Raw genomic sequence first — 20237 nt, 5'->3', positions numbered from 1 at the left:
CGTAACGTCATCATGACACATGGTGCGTCAGGAGGAAGATCCATGACACCACAAACCCTGACAATCGGGGAACTGGCCAAAGCAAGCGCCACCACGCCCAGAACCCTTCGACATTTTGAATCAATGGGGCTTATCAGGCCCATCCGAGCAGAAAACGGCAGAAGAGTTTATGATCTTTCCGCCGTAAGCACCCTTGCTCATGTGCTGCTTCTGAAGCGTATGGGCTTCAGTCTTTCAGAAATCAAAGAGATGGAACGCAGGCCCACCGCTCCCGAAGCGATAATCGACGCTCAACTGGCGTTACTTTCAGTGCGAAAGACGGCCCTCGAAGGCACGATCAACCAACTTCACGCAACACGCCATCTGCTAAAAGAAAACGATATCGGTCATGGTGCCGTTGATCTTACCGCATTCTGCCTTTTACTGCGTGAAGGAGAAGCGGCTCTTCAATGGGAAAATACACGACCTGTTTTCGAGCAATACTTCACGCCTTCCGAGCAGCGTGAGTGGCAAAAGCAGATGGATACTCATTTCGGCTGCGAAGACGAAAAGACATTCTATCAGATTCGATGGGTAAAACTGATCGCCCACTGTGAGGAAGCCATCGGCCGCAAGGTCGCGCCTTCGAGCCCCGAAGCGCAGAACCTTGTCAAAGAGTGGATGGAGTTGCAGCAGCCGCTCCAGGATGCCGTGGGACCGGATCTATGGCGCAAAGCTGCAACCATGTACGAGCAGATGCAGGACTGGCAGACGCCCGAGCGGCAGGCGCCTTTCAGCCCTGAAGTTTACACTTTCATCCGTGAGGCTGCAGCTCAGCGGGCTGTAGTGCCTTGAGAGACGCATCTTCAAAGGCATTCATACGGTAAGGACCATCATCCTCAAGCTGAACGCCAACGATATCGGCCTCATGCTTGTGCTTCCAGATGGAGATGATGACGGGGTGGTTTTCAGCGTTGCTCAGACGCAGAATCACCTGTCCCTTTTGTGGCGGCTGTTCACCGCTCGGCCCCCAGCCCGTCGTATGGGACTGAAGCCAAAGGTTGATGTCACTCACTTCCGCGGACGTCAGATCCCGACTAACAGGAGCCACGATTTTACCCTCCGTGACGGGCGGGAATTTCCATGCGTGGATCAATGGCCAGGCGACAAACCAGACGATACCCACGGGAATGAAAACCAGTGCACAAAAAGCCAGAAGCAGCTTCTGTTCGCGCCTCATGTATTTTCTCCTGCCCAGCTTTTAAGGGCATCCGTAATACGGCTGACTTCATCATCAGTCAGCTCCGGGTGAATGGGGAGCGCAAGCACTCGCGCGCCAAGACCTTCAGAAACAGGCAGTGAAGCACCGTCATGATGCTCGCTATAGGCAGGCTGATGATGCAGTGGCTTGGGGTAATAAACCGCTGTTGGCACGCCTGCCTCTTTCAAATGCGCCTGCAATGAGTCCCGAGCCGCGGCATCCGGTAGCAGGACACTATAAATCGCCCACGCACTTTCACTCTCCGCCACGCGCGCTGGCGCCTGAATTCCTTCTGGCATGGCAGCGTCATAGGCATTGGCAATAGCGCCCCGGCGCTTCAGTTCATCTTCAAAAGCATCCAACTTGGCAATCAGAACAGCCGCCTGAAGGGTATCGAGGCGTCCATTGATCCCAATTCGCTCGACTTCGTAACGGGTTTTGCCCTCGCCATGGGTGCGGAGCGACCGGTAAAGCGCAGCCAGATCTGCATCATCCGTCAGGATCGCGCCGCCATCCCCGTATCCGCCCAGCGGCTTGGACGGAAAAAACGAAAGCGTCGTAGCGCGGGCTTCGTGTCCAAGACGACGCCCATGATAGGAGGCTCCAAAAGACTGGGCACAGTCTGCAATCAGGGTTAGCTCTTCCTGAGCCGCAAACGCCTTCAGTTCATCCCAGGGGGCAGGCTGACCAAACAGGTCGACACCGATGACGGCGCGTGGCTCCAGTTCCTCTCCAGTCCGCACAGCCGCCAGGCGGTCGGCCAGAGAGGTCATGCTGATCTGGAATGTATCTGGCTCAACATCCACAAAAACGGGCGTTGCCCCAAGAAGAAGCACGACCTCCGCCGTCGCCGTGTAGGTAAAGGCAGGAAGGAAGACCGCGTCCCCCGGCCCAATTTCTTCACCCATCAGCACCATCAGAAGCGCATCCGTCCCTGAAGACACGCCAATCGCGTACTTCGCGCCACCGAACGCGGCCAGCCGCTGTTCCAATTCCTCGACTTCTGGTCCCATAACGAAGCGGCAATGCTCGAAAACCGTCTTTACCCGACGGTCGATCGCATCCTTGAGACGGGCCTGCTGTTTCGGAAGATCCAGAAAAGCAATTGGATCAGTCATGCAATCGTCTCCACATCGGGCTGGGAATGGTCTGTTTGAGACGGTGTCTTGCCGTCCCGGTTATGATTGAATTCAGGCACAAGCTGCTGAAAAATCGTCATGATGGCGGGAAGATCTTCCTCTAGACAGGCGGCTTCAAGCGCATCCATGGCCTCAGCCGCCACATCGAAATCGACTGTCCGTGGGGATGCCATACGCAGGCCGGGTGCATCCGTCGGAACGGGTGCTTCGCGACCGTGGAACAACTCTTCAAACAGTTTCTCCCCAGGGCGCAGACCTGTAATCTGGATTTCCACATCCGTCTCAGGCCTCAGACCCGCCAGGCGGATCATCTGACAGGCGAGATCCATAATCCGAACGGGATCACCCATATCGAGCACGAAGATGCCACCCTGACGCAGCTTCTGATCCGTCGTGTCTTCACCGGATGCTTCCTGTGTGCCACGCACCGCCGCCTGAAGAACGAGACCAACGGCTTCGGGAATGGTCATGAAATAGCGGGTCATGTCTGGATGCGTGACCGTCAGTGGACCACCCTGCTCAAGTTGCCTGCGGAAAAGCGGCACAACAGATCCCGTAGAGCCAAGGACATTACCAAACCGAACGGTCACGCAACGCAGTCCACCTTTCCCGGCCCGGGCACGCATATCCAATGCCTGACCATAAACCTCGGCACAGCGCTTGCTGGCGCCCATCAGACTGGAGGGATTGACGGCTTTGTCCGTTGAAATCATGACCATGGCCTGAGCACCGGAGCGCTCGGCTTCATCAAGCACGATCCGCGTCCCGATCACATTGGTCAGGACACCTTCGATCGGGTTGGATTCGACGATAGGCACATGCTTGAGAGCCGCAGCATGAAAAACGATTGCGGGCCGGTATTGAGTGAAAATTTCAGCAATCCGGCGTCGATCCCGAACATCGGCAACGATCTGATACCGCTTGCCGTCGGGATAGCGCTCAGACAGATCGAGATTGATCTGCCACAGCGCGTATTCATTGTTCTCAATCAACAGAATGGCTTTTGGGCCAAATGAGGCGATCTGCCGGGCCAGTTCTGAACCGATGCTGCCACCAGCTCCTGTCACCGCGACAATTTGTCCTGCAATCAGGCGGCTCATACCTTGAGAGTTCAAGGCCACCTGAGGACGATTCAGCAGATCTTCAATAGCCACAGGCCGAAGCTCGACACTTTCCGCAGGCTTCAGATCCGTCAGAGACGGTGTTCTCTGAACATCAAGATGATGAAGGCGCGCAACCTCAAGTACCCGGGAGAGCGACGCCCCTCGCAGGTCTGATGTTGTGATGACCAGCGTGTCAGGCAGTCGCCCGGCTGCGGCCATTTGATTCAGAATTTCCGGTGTTTCATCAATCGTTCCCAGAATAGGGCAACTGTGAATACGCCGCCCCGCCTGCTGTGTCCCTCCTGTCAGCAAACCGACAACCCGCCGCCCCGCCTCCTGATCGCGTTCCATCGCACGGATGAAAAGATCCGCCTCATGATCCGCGCCGAGCAGGAGAACACGCTCCCGGCCAGCCACCATCAATCGGCGACGGGCACTCAATCGCCAGATCATGCGGATGGACCCGAGAAATGTCAGCAGGACCAGCGCATGAATGAAGGGGAATGTTGAACTGGGAAGCGGATACCCTGCCAGATGCAGCAGTGTCGAAAACAGAACCGCACTCAGCGCCGAGGCACAGGCAATATTGAACAGATCCGAGAGACCGGAAAACCGCCAGTATTGCTGTGCCATACGGAACGGTAACCCACTGACCAGCAGCGTGATTCCGCCCCCTGCGAGAAACCACAACGGATGAAGCCATCCCCCATGGGGATCTGCCAACCAACGGGCGACAGGCGCCGCCAGAGCCGAAACGACTCCGTCCAGCAGGACATTGAGGGCAATACGCCTGGCCTGCACAGTGGTACGACCAGTGCGGCTGACGGAAGAAGACTGGGCCGATAAATGAAGGCCGGATGGAGGTGTGACTGTCACACACACCTTATAGCGTCAAAACACCCGTTCCCATAAAGTCAGTCCATGCCCTTTTCTTTACAATCTCTTCTTTCCGGCGTTGTGGCCCCCGACCTTTTGGCCCCACTTCTCTGCATGGTGCTTATCGCGCTTATGATTCGCGCCGGGGTGATGGATCATCCTGTCCATCGAAGCTCTCATACCCGCCCGATTCCCAAGGGCGGTGGTATCGGGATCATTGGAGCCTTCCTGCTCTGTCTTGCTCCAGCCCTTTACCTGACTCATCAGCCGCTTTTCACAGGGCCCATCCTTGGATTAGCAGGTGGCGTCATTCTGCTGGCAGCCGTTTCCTGGCTGGATGACCTCTATTCTTTTCCTGCGCGGTATAAGCTGGCAGCGCAATTCATCGCGGCAGCATTGGCTGCATTCGGAAGCGGCGCGTCCCTTCCCATGACGGGACTGTTCATTCTCGGCGCGGTCTTCATAACAAATGCGCTCAATTTCATTGATGGAATCAACGGCCTGGCATCCGGCGTCATGGCCTTGACCGCACTGTTCCTGGCGGCATCTGGAATTCAGCCAGTCGTTTTCGTTTTATACGCGGTCTGCCTGCTGGCATTTCTTCCCTGCAATTTTCCCAAAGCGCGAATTTTCATGGGGGACGTTGGCAGCCAGTCTGGCGCTTTGATTATCGCCTGGGGTGCCATGCAGCCTCATCGCCTCGCAGGGCTGCTGACACTGGCACTTCTCTCTGGCGTTTTGTGGGATGTGCTGTTCACTTTAGCCCGCCGCGCTCGTGCCGGAGACCGACTGGCACAGGCTCATCGGGGTCATCTTTACCAGCTGGCAGTCCGATCCGGGATGCCGATGCCACTGGTCACAATGATTTACTGGGGATTTGTATTGTGGGGAGCGCTGGCCTGTGCAGCGACGCAGCCTTGGGAAACAGTGCTGCTTGTTCTTCTGCCCCAGCTTTGCTGGACAGGATATATCTGCACGCGTGCCAAAGCCCGCGTGCAGGATCGCTGGTAATTAGCCAGCGCGGCGTGTGATACGCTCGACAGAAGCAGAAGCGCGTTCTGCACGTGCAGGGCGCGTTCCGGATGCTTCAGCCATGACAGCACGCATTTCACGCAGGAAGGACGATCCCTTCAGCGTGCGCTGAACCAGCACGGAGCGACGGTCCAGAGGATCGACCTTGCGACGCGCCAGATCCAGCTCGCCCAGACGGTCCAGAGCGCGGGTGATGGCCGGCTTGGAAACCTTCAGTTCCGCTGCCAGACCACGAACGGTGTGGGCACCGTCACGCAGATAGCAGGTCAGGAACACGGCAAGCTGACGGGCAGACAGATCCGGACCGTCACGGCGCACCATGGAAACGACGGTGTCGCACAGAAGGTGAAGCATCTGGTCGTTGTTAGCCTGAGGCATTTCTCTCTCCTTACGGTCTGCCCTCCCTGTTGCCCGATCAGGCAACAGGGAAAAGAACAGTCGAGCCATTTAGACCCGACGGGTTGTGTATATCGCTCAGCCCCGCATGGGTCTGAGCTCTGGTCTTCTACATCTGGTGTTTTGAAACGCATCCGCAAGTATGCGGGTTTCAAAACGATTTATGCTGCGGATAGCAGCTTTCGAACATGGAAGGCCGTATGCCCTATCAGACGCAGATTTACACCCCATAGTTTTAAGACAATCATATTACGGTTCGTTAAGGATCGCCCCGTAGTCTGGTTGTTCACTTCACGAAGACCTACCCAGTCTTGCAATCATTTTAAGAAGCGCACGAAGCGCGAGGGTCTCTCCCCCCTCCGGACGACCTGGTAAATTCGCATCATTCCAGGCGTAAGTGTCTATATGGAGCCACTTTTGTCCGTCCGGAACGAACCGCTGAAGGTAGAGAGCAGCCGTAATCGCCCCTGCCATTGGTTTTGACGTTATATTTCCGAGATCGGCTATTTTACTATCAAGCCATGCGTCATAGCCATGCCAGAGTGGCAATCTCCACAAAGCATCCGCAGTATCCAGACCCGATTCGAGCAGTAATTGAGCGAGTTCATCACTGTTGCTGAACACCGCCGGAAGGTCGGGACCGAGAGCTACGCGCGCAGCGCCGGTCAGGGTTGCAGCATCCACAATGTAATCCGGAGCACTTTCAGAGGCTTCCGTTATCAGATCACACAACACCAGACGCCCTTCTGCATCTGTGTTCCCGATCTCCACAAACTTACCACTGCGCGTCTTCAGAACATCCCCTGGACGCATGGCATGACCGGACACACTGTTCTCGACGCAGCCCAGTCGAAGCTCCAGATCAATATCGAGCTTCAGGTCAATCGCCGCACACATGACAGCCAGCATCAGAGCCGCACCGCCCATATCCTTTTTCATGCGCAGCATTCCGGCCGCAGGCTTCAGATCGTACCCGCCCGTATCAAAGCAGACACCTTTCCCGACCAGTGACAGACGCGGCGCACCTTCCCGCGCCTTCCAACGTGCAACGACAACAGCAGGCTTGCGCTCAGATCCCTCGCCGACTTCAGCCAGACAAGGGTAAGCCACCTTCAAATCATCGCCCTCGACAATGCGCACTTCAGCGCCTCGCCCGTCCAGAGCCCGGTAGGCAGACTGGGCGAGATCTCTCGGACCAAGAAGATTGGCAGGCGTGTTGATAAGGTCACGACCGAACCAGATGGCCTTCGCAATGGCACTTGCTGTTTTAATAGTATCCGGGACCACCATGCGCGTCGCAGCGTCCTGATCCTGACCCACACGATAGCGATAGGCTCCCATTGCGAACCCTAGGAGCGCGGTCTCCTGAACGCCGTCTTCAACCCCATGCAGGATAGTAAGCCAGTCACCGGCAGGAAGAACTGTTCCTAGCAGACCGAAAGCGGTCGGATCATTCAGTCTCCCCTCATCAACACAGAGCAGAGCCGCACCTGATCCGTTCTCGCCCGGCAGAAGCGTGAACGCGCCGTCACGGGACGCAAAGCCCTGCGCCTTCAGAAAAGCGCCATGCTCTCCCAGCAGACGAGCAACTGTTTCCGTGTCCTGAGAGCGCACCAGATGGACTGTCCGAGGTGCCGGAGCATCAGAAACGGACACGAAAGGGAGTTGAATATGAAAACTCATGAACCTCTTTCCTGAAAAGTGTCGAACCTTGAGGCCCGAACGCTTGCTTTTGTTCCGCAGGCACCCGACCATTCAGGGATGAAGGGTGCTCACCGCGGTAACCATTCCGCTCATCATATCATGCCGGCAAGCGTCCGTGCGGCGCTGGGTCCAACCAATACCGGCAAGACGCATTATGCCCTCACGCGCATGATGGCTCATTCCTCCGGCATCATCGGCTTTCCGCTGCGCCTGCTGGCGCGGGAGAACTATGAGCGGCTGGTGAAAGCCAAAGGAGAGCGGTCTGTCGCCCTCATTACCGGTGAGGAAAAAATCGTTCCTCCCGGGGCCCGTTGGTTCGCCTGCACGGTAGAAGCCATGCCGCTGGACCGAAAGACCGAGTTCGTTGCTGTCGATGAAATCCAGCTCGCATCCGACCCGGACCGTGGACATATCTTCACGGACCGACTCCTGCACGCCCGCGGCACGGTAGAAACACTCTTCCTCGGTGCTGAAACCATTCGCCCTCTTCTTCAGAAGCTGGTTCCGGGCATCGAGATCGACACCCGGACGCGCCTGTCCAGCCTGGTCAGCACCGGCCCTACCAAGCTGTCACGTCTGCCACCTCGCTCCGCGATCGTCGCGTTCTCCATGGCTGAGGTTTACGCACTAGCGGAAGTTATTCGCCGCCGCCGGGGCGGATGTGCCGTCATCATGGGACAGCTGAGCCCCCGCACACGCAACGCACAGGTCGAACTCTACCAGAACCGGGAAGTCGATTACCTCGTCGCCACCGATGCGATCGGCATGGGGCTGAACATGGATGTGGACCATGTTGCCCTCGCCCAACTCTCAAAATTCGACGGTACTTCCCCGCGTCCATTATTTCCCCAAGAGATCGCCCAGATCGCCGGACGTGCTGGCCGTGGCATGAAGGACGGCACCTTCGGCACCACGGCCGACTGTCCACCCATGTCTGCCGCCACTATTGAAGCCGTGGAGCAGCATCGATTCGATCCAATCCAAAGACTCTACTGGCGAAACCACGAGCTGGATTTCACTAACCCGCGCGCCCTCCTTGCCAGCCTGACGGTCGCGCCACCGTTTCGTGGCCTGACCGCAGGCCGGGTGGCATCAGACGTTACAACCCTCGAATCCCTCGTCCTTGATCCAGAGATCCGGGAGGTCGCAAAAGGACGTCGCGCCACGTCTCTGCTCTGGGAAGTATGCCAGATCCCCGATTTCCGAAAACTCGGAGATGACAGTCACGCCAGACTTTGTGCGCGCCTTTTCCTGCATATTCTCAAAGAAGGCGCTGTCCCGGCCAACTGGATGGAAGGCCACATCAAGGGTCTCGCACGCGTTGACGGAGACATCGACACCCTGATGCACCGCCTGACCGGCGTGCGCGTCTGCTCCTACGTCGCCGCCAGAACGGAGTGGAGCCGTCACTCCGCCACCTGGCAGCAACGGGCCCGCGAAGTGGAAGACCTTCTCTCCGACGCCCTTCACGAGCGTCTGACGGCACGCTTCGTGGACAGGCGAGCAACATCCCTGCTTCGCCGCCTTGATGCAGAGACAGATCGGAACATTCTTTCTGCCGTCACAACGGATGGAGATGTGATTGTTGAAGGCCACAGCATCGGAAAAATCCGGGGCTTTGCGTTGCAGGCCGATACAACAGGCGGGCCCGATCACCAGATTATCATGCGCGCAGGCCGGAAGGCTCTGCTCCAGGAAATCCCCCGCCGTGTCCGCCTGTTTCAGGAAGCACCTGACACTGCCCTCTCTCTGGATACTGAAACGGGCCTTCTCTCCTGGGAAGGTATCGCGCTCGGTAAGCTGATTGCTGGAAAGACATTCCTTCAACCGGCCGTACGTCTGTTTTCTGGAGAATTTTCAGATACCAATCAACGCAATCAGGTCGAGAACAGGTTGCTCCGTTATGTGCGGACAATAATCAAGCGGGATATGGCCATTCTCTTCAAGGCAGAACAGGCCGTTACGAACCAGCCAGACCTCAGGGGTATCGTTCACCGTCTCCATGAAGACGGCGGCATCACGAGCCTTCTCCCCCCTGACAGAATGTTGCCACAACAAGCCAAACGGTCCTTACGCAAGATCGGCGTAGAAGTCGGCCGCTTTGCCATTTTCTTCCCTGCCCTTCTGCGTCCTCGCCCCCTTGGTCTCATGACGCTTCTGACCAAACTTCGTCTTGGCGAGTCTCTCACCCTACCGGCTCCAGGTCGGGTCTCACTTCCCTGGGACCTTGTCGCAGGCGTGCCGGGCTGGCTTCAGGCTGGGCAGACCGGGATCAGGCTTGATATTGCAGAACGCAGCGTCGCGGAACTGGAGCATCTGACCCGTAAGCAGGATCACCCTGCTCCCGCGGGTCTGGCCTCACGGTTCGGTGTAAAAACAGACATGGTTCCGGGAATTCTGACGGCTCTCGGGATTGCTCACCGCCCTCCGTCGGCTGCCAGCCCTTCTCACGCAGGACCACCCGCCCCCCTCATGATCCTTTCCGATCGGCGTACCCGTGCGGGCCGCAGAAGGTCTAAAGCTTCAGGTCAACGCACCAGCCGACCGACTGCTGTCCGACAGGATAGTCCTTTTGCCGCTCTCGCTATTTTAAGAGAACGATCTACCCCATGAGTGATGACTATCAGCGCCTGGACCAGTGGCTCTATTATGCCCGGCTCGCCAAAACGCGCCCTCTTTGCGCAGCGATCGTCAGTAAGGGGCGTATTCGCGTAAACCGGCAACCAACCAGCAAGCCTCATGCCAAACTTCGTGTGGGAGATGTGCTGACGCTTCCCCCCACGAACCCCGGTGAAGACGTGCGGGTCTGGCGTATTCTGGACCTTGGGGAACGTCGCGGCCCCGCGAAAGAAGCATCCCTGCTATACGAGATCATTAAAGAAGAGCCTAAGAAGCTTGCTTCCTAAGCCAATCCTTCGCATATCTTCCCGCACAATTGAAAAATGGGCCGCACAGCCGGGCCCGAATGAGGATCGGAGACACCAATGAGCTATGTGGTCACGGAAAACTGCATCAAGTGCAAGTTCATGGACTGCGTGGAAGTTTGCCCCGTAGACTGCTTCTATGCCGGAGAGAATTTCCTCGTCATCAACCCGGACGAATGCATTGACTGCGGCGTGTGCGAACCTGAGTGCCCGGCTGAAGCCATTTTTCCAGACAGCGACAACCGCGCTACCCCATGGATTGAGATCAACTCCAAATTCGCAGCCCAGTGGCCGAACATTACCCGCAAGGGTGAACAGCCCGCCGATGCGGAAGAATGGAAAGACAAGCCCGGCAAGGCAGCCATGCTTTCCGAGGCACCTCACAAGGACTGAACCCTTCTCTCAACGGAAGGCTCAAAGCCCGGCACAATGTGCTGGGCTTTTTTTATGGGCAATCCCTCAGATACGTCCGCCCAGCCGCCTGAAATCTGCGACCGGTTCTTGGGCTGAACAGCAGATGCATCACAAGGCAGGCAGGCACAAAAAAAACCGGCAGGATTTCTCCTGCCGGTTTCTTCAGCTTTGATCCGTAAAGGATCTTAGCGGGACATCATGTTGATGGCCGTGTCATGCATGATGAACAGCGTACCACCGATAATGATGACCACTGATGCTGCTGCGAAGATGAAGCACATCAGGTTCCAGCTCTGCTCGCGGCTGGTGTTCAGGTGCAGGAAGAACACCAGATGCACAACGATCTGAACGACCGCCAGCACACCAAGAGCGGCCAGTGCCATCCCGGGAGCAAGTGCGTGGGTCATGACTGCTGCGAAAGACGCAACAGTCAGAACGACCGCAAGAACGAACCCGATGATGTAGGACTGATAGGAGCCGTGGCTACCATCGTGGGTTGTATGTGCCTGGGCCATTACATCACACCTGCGAGATAGACGAAGGAGAAAACACAGATCCAGACGATGTCCAGAAAGTGCCAGAACAGGCTGAGGCAGGTCAGCTTGTCCATCATCCGCTGGGACAGATCCTGCGGGCCCATCATCTGGACCATCAGAACTGCCATCCAGATCAGACCACAGGTGACGTGCAGACCGTGCGTTCCAACCAGCGTAAAGAACGCGGAAAGGAATGCAGAACGGTCAGGACCGTTACCTTCAGCGATCATGTGTGAGAACTCGCTCACTTCAAGACCAACGAAGGACAGACCCAGCACGAACGTGATGGCCAGCCAGACCAGCACCATGGTCTTGTTCTTTGCCATCGCATTGATCGAGGCAAAGCCATAGGTGATGGACGAGAACAGCAGAATTGCCGTTTCGATCCCCACATTCGTCAGGTCGAACAGTTCCTTGCCCGAAGGCCCCCCGGCAAACTGGTTCCGGAGGACTGCGAACGCAGCAAAGATCGAACCGAACAGGACACAGTCCGTCATCAGGTAGAGCCAGAAGCCGAAAACATTCGGCGTCTCGTGATGATGATCGTGACCGTGGTCGTCAGCGTGTGCCAGAGGCGACATGGTTGCTTCGTGAGCCATTAACTATGCCCCCCTTACTCTGCTGCCTGCGCAGCGGCGATACGACGGGAATAAACTTCCTCGTTGTGCTCGATTTCGCTGACAGGGACGTAGTAATCGACATCGCGGTTTGCACTGCGCATGATCATCGTAACGGCAATACCGATCAGGCCAAGACCTGCCATCCACCAGATGTACCAGATGGCACCAAAGCCGAGGATGAACGAGAACGCACCGATAATGGCACCCGCAGCCGTGTTCTTCGGCATGTGGATCGGAGCCAGCGGCTTGTTATGTGCACGACGGCCAAGCTGTTTTTCGGTGTGGAACGTGTCCAGACCATGGATGTCCGGGATCACTGCGAAGTTATAAGCCGGCGGCGGAGAAGAAATGGACCACTCCAGCGTACGGCCACCCCACGGATCGCCCGTGAGATCCAGATTTTCCGGCAGGTTACGATCGCGGATGGAAACGTAAAGCTGCGTGAGCTGGCAGACGATACCCAGAGCGATCACGATCGCACCAGCTTCTGCAACCAGCATCCACGGATACCAATCCGGGTTGTTATAGTGGTTCATACGACGCGTCATGCCCTCGAGGCCGAGGATGTAGAGCGGGACAAAGGCCAGATAGAAGCCAACGAACCAGCACCAGAACGCACGCTTACCCCAGGCTTCATTCAGCTTGAAACCGAACGCCTTCGGGAACCAGAAGCCCATACCTGCAATGTAGCCAAAGTACACACCGCCGATGATGACGTTATGGAAGTGGGCGATCAGGAACAGGGAGTTGTGAAGGATCCAGTCAGCGGCCGGCATAGCCAGCATGACACCTGTCATACCACCGATGGAGAAGGTGATCATGAAGCCGATCGTCCAGTACATCGGAGCCGTGAATTCAACACGTCCCTTATACATGGTGAACAGCCAGTTGAAGATCTTCACGCCAGTCGGGACTGCAATGACCATCGTCATGATACCGAAGAAGGTATTGACGTTGGCGCCTGCGCCCATGGTGAAGAAGTGATGCACCCACACGACGAACGACAGCACCATGATGGAGCACGTAGCGTAAACCATCGTGTTGTAGCCAAAGAGCGGCTTGCGGGAGAAGGTTGAGGTAACTTCAGAGAACACGCCGAAAGCCGGGATGACCAGAATGTAAACTTCCGGATGGCCCCAGGTCCAGATCATGCTCAGATACAGCATGACGTTACCGCCGGCATCGTTCGTGAAGAAGTGCATGCCAAGGTAACGGTCGAGGCTGAGCAGAGCCAGCGTCACGGTCAGAACCGGGAACGAAGCCATGATCAGAACGGTCGTGCAGAACGCAGTCCAGGTAAAGACCGGCATCTGCATCCAGCCCATGCCAGGAGCGCGCATCTTCACGATGGTCGTGAAGAAGTTCACACCCGTCAGAAGCGTACCAACACCGGAGATCTGAACGGCCCAGATGTAGTAGTCAACGCCAACGCCCGGGCTGAACTGCATTTCGGACAGTGGCGGGTAAACCAGCCAGCCGCACTGAGCAAACTCACCGATGAACAGCGAGATATTGATCAGAAGGGCGCCGACCAGCGTCATGTAGAAGCTGAGCGAGTTCAGGAACGGGAACGCAACGTCGCGCGCACCGATCTGGAGAGGTACCACCAGGTTGAGCAGCCCCGTCATGAACGCCATGGCCATGAAGAAAATCATGATCGTGCCGTGAGCGGAGAAGATCTGGTCGTAGTGGTGTGGCGGAAGGTAACCGGGGTTACCGGCATAGGCCAGCGCAAGCTGGGTACGCATCATGATGGCGTCCGCGAAACCACGGAACAGCATGACGATTGCCAGGATGATATACATCACGGCAAGACGCTTGTGATCGACTGTCGTCAACCATTCGCGCCACAGGTAACCCCACTTACCGAAATAAGTAACGGCACCCAGCACGGCAAGGCCGATGACAGCCACAGCCAGAAATGTACCGACCAGAATCGGGACATCAAAGGGTATGGCTGAAAGGGAGAGTTTTCCGAGCATCTGTCGGTTATTCCTTCATGCCAGTGTCGGACGGTGCAGCGCTGGAAGCGGACTGCATATGCATGACCTTGCCCGTCGTCTTCTCAACCATCATGCCATTGTTGTACTTGGCGACGATGCCGTCGAAGAGGTCTGGCTGGACATGCGCGAAATACTGCACCGGCGCAGCTTCCTGCGGGGCGGCATATTTCGGATAAGTCGTGTCGTCGAGGTTTTCGCTGCCGCTCTTTACCTTCTCAACCCAGGCGCTGAATTCTTCAGGTGCCATGGCAAGGGTACGGAACTTCATGTCAGAGAAACCGCGACCACTGAACTGGGAGGCTTCACCCAGATAATCACCGGACTCAGCGGCAAGAAGATGCAGCTGCGTCTGCTGACCCGGCATGGAGTAGATCATCGATCCCAGACGCGGGATGAAGAACGACGTCATGACAGTATCAGAAGTGATCTGGAAGTTCAGCGGCGTGTTCGTCGGAACATCCAGCTGGTTGATCGTCGCGATCCCCAGATCCGGATAGATGAACAGCCATTTCCAATCGAGAGAGACCACCTGAACATTCAGTGGCTTGACGTTGTCAGCCGTCTGAAGGGGGCGGTACGGGTCGTAGGCGTGGGTGCTGTACCAGCTGATCGCGCCAAGAGCGACGATGATCAGGGCAGGAATGCCCCAGATGACATACTCAATCTTCGTTGAGTGATCCCAGGTCGGTAGATATTCGGCCTGGGTATTGGAAGCACGATACTTCCAAGCAAAGTAAAGCGTTGCGATACAGGTCGGAACCACAATCGCCATCATGATGGCAAATTCAGCCACCATGACGTCGCGGTTCATTTCTGCAATCGGACCGCGCGGCTGAAGCAGATCAACCGTGCAACCCGATAGCATCAGCGCCGGCAACGCTGGGAGATATCGCCAGAGTTTTTTCATCGGTCCTGCTTTCATCATCCGTTCCGGCATGGAGTATTCGCCGGGAAACGGTTTGACACGATAAGGGCCGCATCAGAGCTGCCGAACGCTGCCATAGTCTGCTGCCTTTCTCGTTCGTATCCTGACGTCAGGAACCGGATCAAAGATCCGATCCTGAAATTCATTCAGCATGGGACACGACTGTCCCGGTTCCTCAGGTTTTTTCTGCCTGAATCGACCGGAAGACAAGGCTTATCACGGATTTCGTGAGGAATAGGGCATATCCCCGACAACCCTATAAATGGCTGTTTTTCGCCACATTTGATCTAATTACGACTTTTATTAAGTCTGAAAATTACAGTTTTTTAATGTAAACCAATTCGAATAAGTCGAAAATAATTCAAGACCTTTTTAGTCCAAAAACAAGAAAGGGAGCGACATTGACTGCCACTCCCCCAGAAACATCAAAAATAGTTGAAAGGTAATATCAGTCGCTATTACTGGAACGGACGCCTGTGAACTGAATAAGAAACTGAAACAGGTTCACGAAATTGAGATACATGGAAAGCGCGTCGTAAATACTAAGCTTCCCAATATCATCCTGCGACGCGAAAGACATATATTGCTGGTAGTTAATCTTGATGCGCTGCGTATCGTAGGCTGCCAGGCCAGTAAAAAGAGCCACACCGATTAGAGAAACAAGCATAGCCAGCGGTGCGCTATGCAGGAAGATGTTCACAACCATCGCAATCATGATGCCAATCAGGCCCATGAACAGGAAGGAACCGAGTCGAAGAAGGTTCGCTCCCGTCGTGTATCCCCACAGCGCCATTCCGCCGAACATGACAGCACTGATAAAGAATGTTCTGGCCACCGAAACCCCCGTATAGCTCAACAGCAGGCTGGACATGCTTGCGCCCATCGCTGCGCTGAACAGTAGGAAGATTGCCTGAACAGCAGACCGTGAAAGGCGATTGATCCCGAAGGACAGCACCATCACAAATGCCAGAGGGGCAAAAATTGCGACACCACCAAGAAAGGTCGGCCGCAAAACGAATGCGCCATTAGGCGTTTCTGCCAGATGGAAGAAAAGCGCCCGCAAAGATGTTTCTGCGACGCCATAAGCAACAAGCCCCGTTACGACGAGGCCGATCGCCATCCAGTTGAAGACGCGGCACATGTAGGAACGAAGACCGACATCAAGACTGCCGACCCCTGCCTGCGTACCGGCCCTGCCGAAATTGGAATTGAAAGCCATGATACCTTTTCCAGTAAAAGGCCCTTTCAAAAAGGGCGCTTGACGAACCTTGAACGCTCGCCCGTACTTTCTCTGAATGTGGGGCTTTTCACTGCACGGTCAAGAAGACCCTTCATATCTGTGTTCTATTTGTCCGGGAAACGAGCCTCTTGAGACTTTTTGTCGCACTCGACCTCTCCCCCGCCCAGCGCGAAGCGCTCGCTCTTCTCAGAGGGTCATTGCCTGGTGTGCAGTGGGTTCCGTCCGAGAACTATCATTTAACCTTGCGCTTTATCGGCGAAATTACAGATCGCTATGTCATGGACGAGATTGATCTCGCCCTTTCCAGGCTGGCCTGGAAACCGTTTGACGTCTCATTTCAAGGAGCAGGTCTCCGAGAAGGAATGACGGCTGACAGCCTGATCATCGGTATCGAACGATCTGAAGCTCTAAATACACTTCAGACGCAGGTTGAAAGCGTTCTTCGCAAGGCAGGCTGCCCGCCGGCCAAGCGACGCTTTCAACCTCACATAACCCTCGGCCACCTAGCGACGACACAACGTGCCGATGCGGCTCGATGGGTTCAAAGACATAATCTTTTCAGAAGTGAGCCAATGCCCGTTCACCACGTTACACTTTTTGAAAGTCTGCGTGGGTACGATCAGCATGTCTATGTTGCCCGCGCCGAATATGCCTGGCACCCCGACATGCCACTTCTTCCTGAGGATGAATGATTTCCAATCCTACTACACAAGACCGATTGACTGCTCTGGTTCAGGAGGTCCGTGCCTGCCGCGTCTGCGAAAATCATCTTCCGCTCGGCGCGAGACCTCTTATCCATGTCTCTGCAACATCGCGACTACTGATCGCCAGTCAGGCGCCGGGGACGAAGGCCCATTTCAAGAATACGTCTTTCATGGACCCGTCAGGCGTTCGGCTGAGACAGTGGCTTGGCCTGACGGAAGATGTCTTTTACGACACACGGCACGTTGCCATTCTCCCAATGGGCCTTTGCTACCCCGGGCGCCTACCCAAAGGCGGGGATTGCCCGCCACGCCCGGAATGTGCGCCAATCTGGCGAAATCGGGTCCTCTCCCTAATGCCAGCTTTACAACTTACCCTTTTGGTCGGCAGCTACTCACAACATCATGTTTTAGGAAAAGGCTCGGTCACAGAACGGGTCAGGAATTTTCGGGATTATCTACCCAACAATTACTTTCCCCTGCCCCATCCCTCATGGAGAACAGGGGTATGGGAAAAGAAAGCACCCTGGTTTCAGGAAGAGGTCATTCCTGCCCTTCGCGAAAAGGTGCAGACCATTTTGGCTCTCAGTGATGAACAAGCCGTAGGGTATCGACCAGAAAACCCTGGACACCGGAAATCAGGATCTGAATCCCGATAGCCAGAAGGATCAGCGCCGCTAGACGGCTGACGATCCGAGCTCCCGTCACGCCCAACATGGAAACGATGCGTTCCGCGTAGGCATAGGCTACCGCAACAACGATACCCATAGCTGTTGCTGCCGCAGAGACACCCATAAAATAATCCGGCACCGGCATATGCGGCGGGCAGGACGAACTCAGGGCAATCGCGACTGAAATACTCCCCGGCCCCACCGTAAAAGGCATGGCCAACGGGAAGAATGCACGCTCTTTCAAATCAGGTGCAGCGACAGTCCGGCCGCCCTGCAAAGCCTGCTTCTCTTTACGGGCCTCACTAGTTTCCGGCTGCTGCAACATGACCCAGGCACGAGAGGCCACCACCAGCCCGCCCGTTATTCGCAGTGCGTTCATGCTGATACCAAAAAAGCTTAGAATCCAGCTTCCGAACCAGATGGAGACAAGAAGGATCGCAAGCGAGTTAAGAGCCACAAGCCGCGCCAGCTCGATGACTTCTTTCCGCGTCCGCCCTTGTGTCGCCTGAGCAAAAATCAAGGAGGCACCAAGCGGATTGATAATCGAGAACAGTGCCGGGAAAGCAATCAACCAACTGTTGACCGCATTACCCAAACTTGGCGGCAGACTCATGAACTTACGGTGCCTGAAGCCGCTTCAGGACGTCCTGCCGGCCGCTTCTTGCGAGCCTGCCGCTCTTCTCCACTCAGAAACGCCCGGATCATGCGATAATCCTCAGAAAAACAGCAGATGGTTCCAGCCTTCCCATCCGGGCAAACCGTTAATCCAAGATCATTATAGACGGCCATGAGAGACTGACCAACACGGACAAACGCAAGTTTGCGTCCCTCCTGAAGGGCAAGATCCCTTAATCTCCAGATTGCGGCAATACAGTTCCGCTCCGAACCAGCCGGATCGCCCAGACCAATGATAAACTGGCCCGTACGCAGGAACGGAATGGCCGCACGTCCGGCCTCATCATGCAGCAGACCACTGGGCCGACGACGCCCCAGTTCCTGCAAAGCATGCGGAAGACTGCGATAACGCCGCTCATTTTCTGAGTTCCACGCCTCAAAGCGGATGCGCGTCCGGCGCATTCCAAACCAGAGCGCGAAAAGCCCGCACAGCGCAGAAATGGCCAAAAACCAGCGCCCGATCGCGGTGTGTGCGTCGTAAATCATTGAACGCCACCAGATAGGACCGAGATGACGTTGCAACGCTACCCATCCCACACCCAGCAAACCCAGTGCCCACAAAGAAACGGGAGCGAGCATGGCAGGCGTCAAGGGCGCGACAAGGATTTGTGCACGCCGATAATAGCAGTTCCGGAAGGGCGCAATCAGCAGCATCACCAACCCAAGTGCAACTGGCGCCTCCCATGGTGCATGACGTAGAACCAGCAGAACGACGGACGCCCCAAGAACACCCAGCGACACTTTCCATGCCAGTGCCACTCGCTGAGACAGTCCCAGTGCCAAACCGACCAAAGCCACGCCGCTGACAGTCAGAAAAAGATCCGCAATCTGGGACACTGCAGCGCCAAGTGAGGTGTGCAGCGGCGGCAATTCAGCCGCCAAAGCATAAAGAACCAGAAGAATACCTGCGACAGCCTGAACGCTTGTCGCAACAGTGACAGAGAAATCCGCTTCAGACTCCCGCACCACCTGGCTCGGCCGGATACGACGTGGCGCCTGCCCCGCTGACACGAGCGCCTGCTCACCCCGCAGAAACAGTTCATGCCCTGCAAACATCAAGCCCGCCAGCACAAGCGGAATGATGTAATAAAACAGGCGGAACACCAGAATGGCGCTCATGATTTCCGGAACCGGAAGGTAGGGGCGGAGTGCCAGCAACATGGCACTGTCAAAAACGCCTAACCCACCGGGCACACTGGCAATCAAGCCAGCCGTGTAAGACGCAATATAAATGGCCAGGAATGTACCAAAACCAAAATGCGCTTCCGGTGGTAGTGGAGGCAGAACGCCATATGCGATCAAGGCTGTTGCCGCCATATCGGCCGCACTGACAGCAATCTGGGAAATCGCAATACCAGTCCGTGGAATTTCAATCGTGTAGCGCCAGATCCTGACATGACGACGCACACGGGACAGCACGACATACGCTGCCAAAACACCCCAGAGCCCTAATCCTGCAAGTCTCAAAAGAAAGGACGGCAGATGAGACAGTACGGGGATGGCATGTGGCTCCAGAGTCAGAATACCCCCGACCAGAGCCATGGTTCCGAGCAGATACGTTGCCGAACAGAACGCAATAATCTGAGCAATATCGCCCGGAGCGACCCCCCAACTGCGATAAAGCCTGAACCTGACAGCTGCGCCGGAAATCGCAGCACATCCAAGATTGTGAGACAGGACATAAGAACAGAACGCAGCAAAGGCAGATCGCTGGAAAGACACCTTCGCACGCACATGCAGACAGGCCAGCCGGTCGTAAAACGACAGGATGAAATACGACAGAACTGTCGCACCTGCCCCCGCAATCAAAGCGCCTGAGGGAATATCCCCCAGACTTCTGAGAATGTCATGCAGGGAGAGATGACGCAGTTCACGCCAGATCACTACGACAGCCGCCACCAGAAGCACGAGCCCGACAACAGCGGGGGCACGCGTCAGCAGAAGTTGCCAGCGACTTTTAACGCATCCGCTCTCACCCTCTTCTTCGAGGGCGAGAGCGTCATCCTGCCAGTCGTCTTCCCTGTGAGGGCACATCGGC

General features: G+C 56.1%; 19 protein-coding genes. 7 read left to right on the top strand and 12 right to left on the bottom strand.

The genetic code is table 11. The features are described from left to right. Positions 1-42 precede the first annotated feature (42 nt). Entirely contained in the window at positions 43-834 is a 792-nt protein-coding gene (locus J4P41_RS02580; protein ID WP_426066007.1) for a MerR family transcriptional regulator, read from the top strand. Here the strand turns inward: J4P41_RS02580 and J4P41_RS02575 are convergent. From J4P41_RS02575 to J4P41_RS02565, 3 genes are read right to left on the bottom strand one after another with little or no spacing between them, the layout of a single operon-like run. Then, positions 794-1219, bottom strand: coding sequence for a hypothetical protein (locus J4P41_RS02575; protein WP_062023788.1), 426 nt, complete (start codon positions 1217-1219; stop codon positions 794-796). The two genes, J4P41_RS02580 and J4P41_RS02575, sit on opposite strands and share 41 nt — an antisense overlap. Beyond that, complete coding sequence (locus J4P41_RS02570; RefSeq protein WP_426066006.1) at positions 1216-2358, bottom strand: DegT/DnrJ/EryC1/StrS family aminotransferase; 1143 nt, start codon at positions 2356-2358, stop codon at positions 1216-1218. The genes J4P41_RS02575 and J4P41_RS02570 overlap by 4 nt, the downstream gene beginning before the upstream one ends. Further along, positions 2355-4358, bottom strand: coding sequence for a polysaccharide biosynthesis protein (locus J4P41_RS02565; protein WP_426066005.1), 2004 nt, complete (start codon positions 4356-4358; stop codon positions 2355-2357). The genes J4P41_RS02570 and J4P41_RS02565 overlap by 4 nt, the downstream gene beginning before the upstream one ends. A 45-nt stretch (positions 4359-4403) precedes the next feature. On the opposite strand from J4P41_RS02565, the gene J4P41_RS02560 reads away from it, so the two are divergent. Continuing rightward, positions 4404-5369, top strand: a complete 966-nt coding sequence (locus tag J4P41_RS02560) for a glycosyltransferase family 4 protein (RefSeq protein WP_426066004.1) — start codon at positions 4404-4406, stop codon at positions 5367-5369. On the opposite strand, the gene J4P41_RS02555 is transcribed toward J4P41_RS02560, so the two are convergent. Both J4P41_RS02555 and J4P41_RS02550 read right to left on the bottom strand, forming a co-directional pair. Beyond that, the gene (locus J4P41_RS02555) at positions 5370-5768 is read right to left on the bottom strand and encodes a MarR family transcriptional regulator (protein ID WP_010502853.1); all 399 of its coding nucleotides are present in this window, start codon (positions 5766-5768) and stop codon (positions 5370-5372) included. A gap of 309 nt (positions 5769-6077) precedes the next feature. Further along, positions 6078-7469, bottom strand: a complete 1392-nt coding sequence (locus J4P41_RS02550) for a M17 family metallopeptidase (protein ID WP_426066003.1) — start codon at positions 7467-7469, stop codon at positions 6078-6080. Positions 7470-7487: 18 nt separating this feature from the next. On the opposite strand from J4P41_RS02550, the gene J4P41_RS02545 reads away from it, so the two are divergent. The 3 genes from J4P41_RS02545 (at position 7488) to fdxA (ending at position 10807) form a co-directional block, all read left to right on the top strand. Further along, positions 7488-10103, top strand: coding sequence for a helicase-related protein (locus J4P41_RS02545; RefSeq protein ID WP_426066002.1), 2616 nt, complete (start codon positions 7488-7490; stop codon positions 10101-10103). Continuing rightward, on the top strand, positions 10100-10396 hold the full coding sequence (locus tag J4P41_RS02540; RefSeq protein ID WP_426066001.1) for an RNA-binding S4 domain-containing protein: 297 nt from the start codon (positions 10100-10102) through the stop codon (positions 10394-10396). The genes J4P41_RS02545 and J4P41_RS02540 overlap by 4 nt, the downstream gene beginning before the upstream one ends. Positions 10397-10474: 78 nt before the next feature. Then, positions 10475-10807, top strand: a complete 333-nt coding sequence (gene fdxA / locus J4P41_RS02535; protein ID WP_010502849.1) for a ferredoxin FdxA — start codon at positions 10475-10477, stop codon at positions 10805-10807. Positions 10808-11013: 206 nt separating this feature from the next. Here fdxA and cyoD read toward each other — a convergent pair whose 3' ends face one another. The 5 genes from cyoD to J4P41_RS02510 form a co-directional block, all read right to left on the bottom strand. Then, positions 11014-11343: a cytochrome o ubiquinol oxidase subunit IV gene (gene cyoD / locus J4P41_RS02530; RefSeq protein WP_010502846.1), complete on the bottom strand. Its 330-nt coding sequence runs from the start codon at positions 11341-11343 to the stop codon at positions 11014-11016. Continuing rightward, positions 11343-11963 carry a cytochrome o ubiquinol oxidase subunit III gene (gene cyoC, locus J4P41_RS02525; protein WP_023945295.1) on the bottom strand — a complete coding sequence of 207 codons (621 nt, stop codon included), beginning with the start codon at positions 11961-11963 and terminating at the stop codon, positions 11343-11345. Before cyoC ends, cyoD begins: the two co-directional genes overlap by 1 nt. Before the next feature lie 14 nt (positions 11964-11977). Continuing rightward, positions 11978-13966 carry a cytochrome o ubiquinol oxidase subunit I gene (gene cyoB, locus J4P41_RS02520; protein WP_023945293.1) on the bottom strand — a complete coding sequence of 663 codons (1989 nt, stop codon included), beginning with the start codon at positions 13964-13966 and terminating at the stop codon, positions 11978-11980. A 7-nt stretch (positions 13967-13973) separates the two neighbouring features. Further along, positions 13974-14912, bottom strand: coding sequence for a ubiquinol oxidase subunit II (cyoA, locus tag J4P41_RS02515; RefSeq protein ID WP_034881193.1), 939 nt, complete (start codon positions 14910-14912; stop codon positions 13974-13976). 448 nt (positions 14913-15360) lie between these two features. Continuing rightward, positions 15361-16131 (bottom strand): Bax inhibitor-1/YccA family protein, encoded by a 771-nt coding sequence (locus J4P41_RS02510; RefSeq protein WP_426066000.1) that lies wholly within the window; start codon positions 16129-16131, stop codon positions 15361-15363. A gap of 149 nt (positions 16132-16280) precedes the next feature. Between J4P41_RS02510 and thpR the strand changes: the two genes are divergently transcribed. Both thpR and J4P41_RS02500 read left to right on the top strand, forming a co-directional pair. Beyond that, positions 16281-16844 (top strand): RNA 2',3'-cyclic phosphodiesterase, encoded by a 564-nt coding sequence (thpR, locus tag J4P41_RS02505; RefSeq protein ID WP_426065999.1) that lies wholly within the window; start codon positions 16281-16283, stop codon positions 16842-16844. Continuing rightward, positions 16841-17512 (top strand): uracil-DNA glycosylase family protein, encoded by a 672-nt coding sequence (locus tag J4P41_RS02500; RefSeq protein ID WP_415515360.1) that lies wholly within the window; start codon positions 16841-16843, stop codon positions 17510-17512. The genes thpR and J4P41_RS02500 overlap by 4 nt, the downstream gene beginning before the upstream one ends. Here the strand turns inward: J4P41_RS02500 and J4P41_RS02495 are convergent. Further along, positions 17439-18137 carry a MarC family protein gene (locus tag J4P41_RS02495; RefSeq protein WP_062023803.1) on the bottom strand — a complete coding sequence of 233 codons (699 nt, stop codon included), beginning with the start codon at positions 18135-18137 and terminating at the stop codon, positions 17439-17441. The genes J4P41_RS02500 and J4P41_RS02495 overlap by 74 nt on opposite strands. Further along, the gene (locus J4P41_RS02490) at positions 18134-20233 is read right to left on the bottom strand and encodes a lysylphosphatidylglycerol synthase domain-containing protein (RefSeq protein WP_426065998.1); all 2100 of its coding nucleotides are present in this window, start codon (positions 20231-20233) and stop codon (positions 18134-18136) included. Before J4P41_RS02490 ends, J4P41_RS02495 begins: the two co-directional genes overlap by 4 nt. Between the last annotated feature and the right edge of the window lie 4 nt (positions 20234-20237).

Origin of the sequence: Gluconobacter sp. NFX36, from assembly GCF_049887835.1 — a bacterium.
Lineage (GTDB): Bacteria > Pseudomonadota > Alphaproteobacteria > Acetobacterales > Acetobacteraceae > Gluconobacter > Gluconobacter japonicus_A.
The sequence above is the reverse complement of the archived record's forward strand: the minus strand, read 5'-3'. Positions and strand labels throughout refer to the sequence as shown.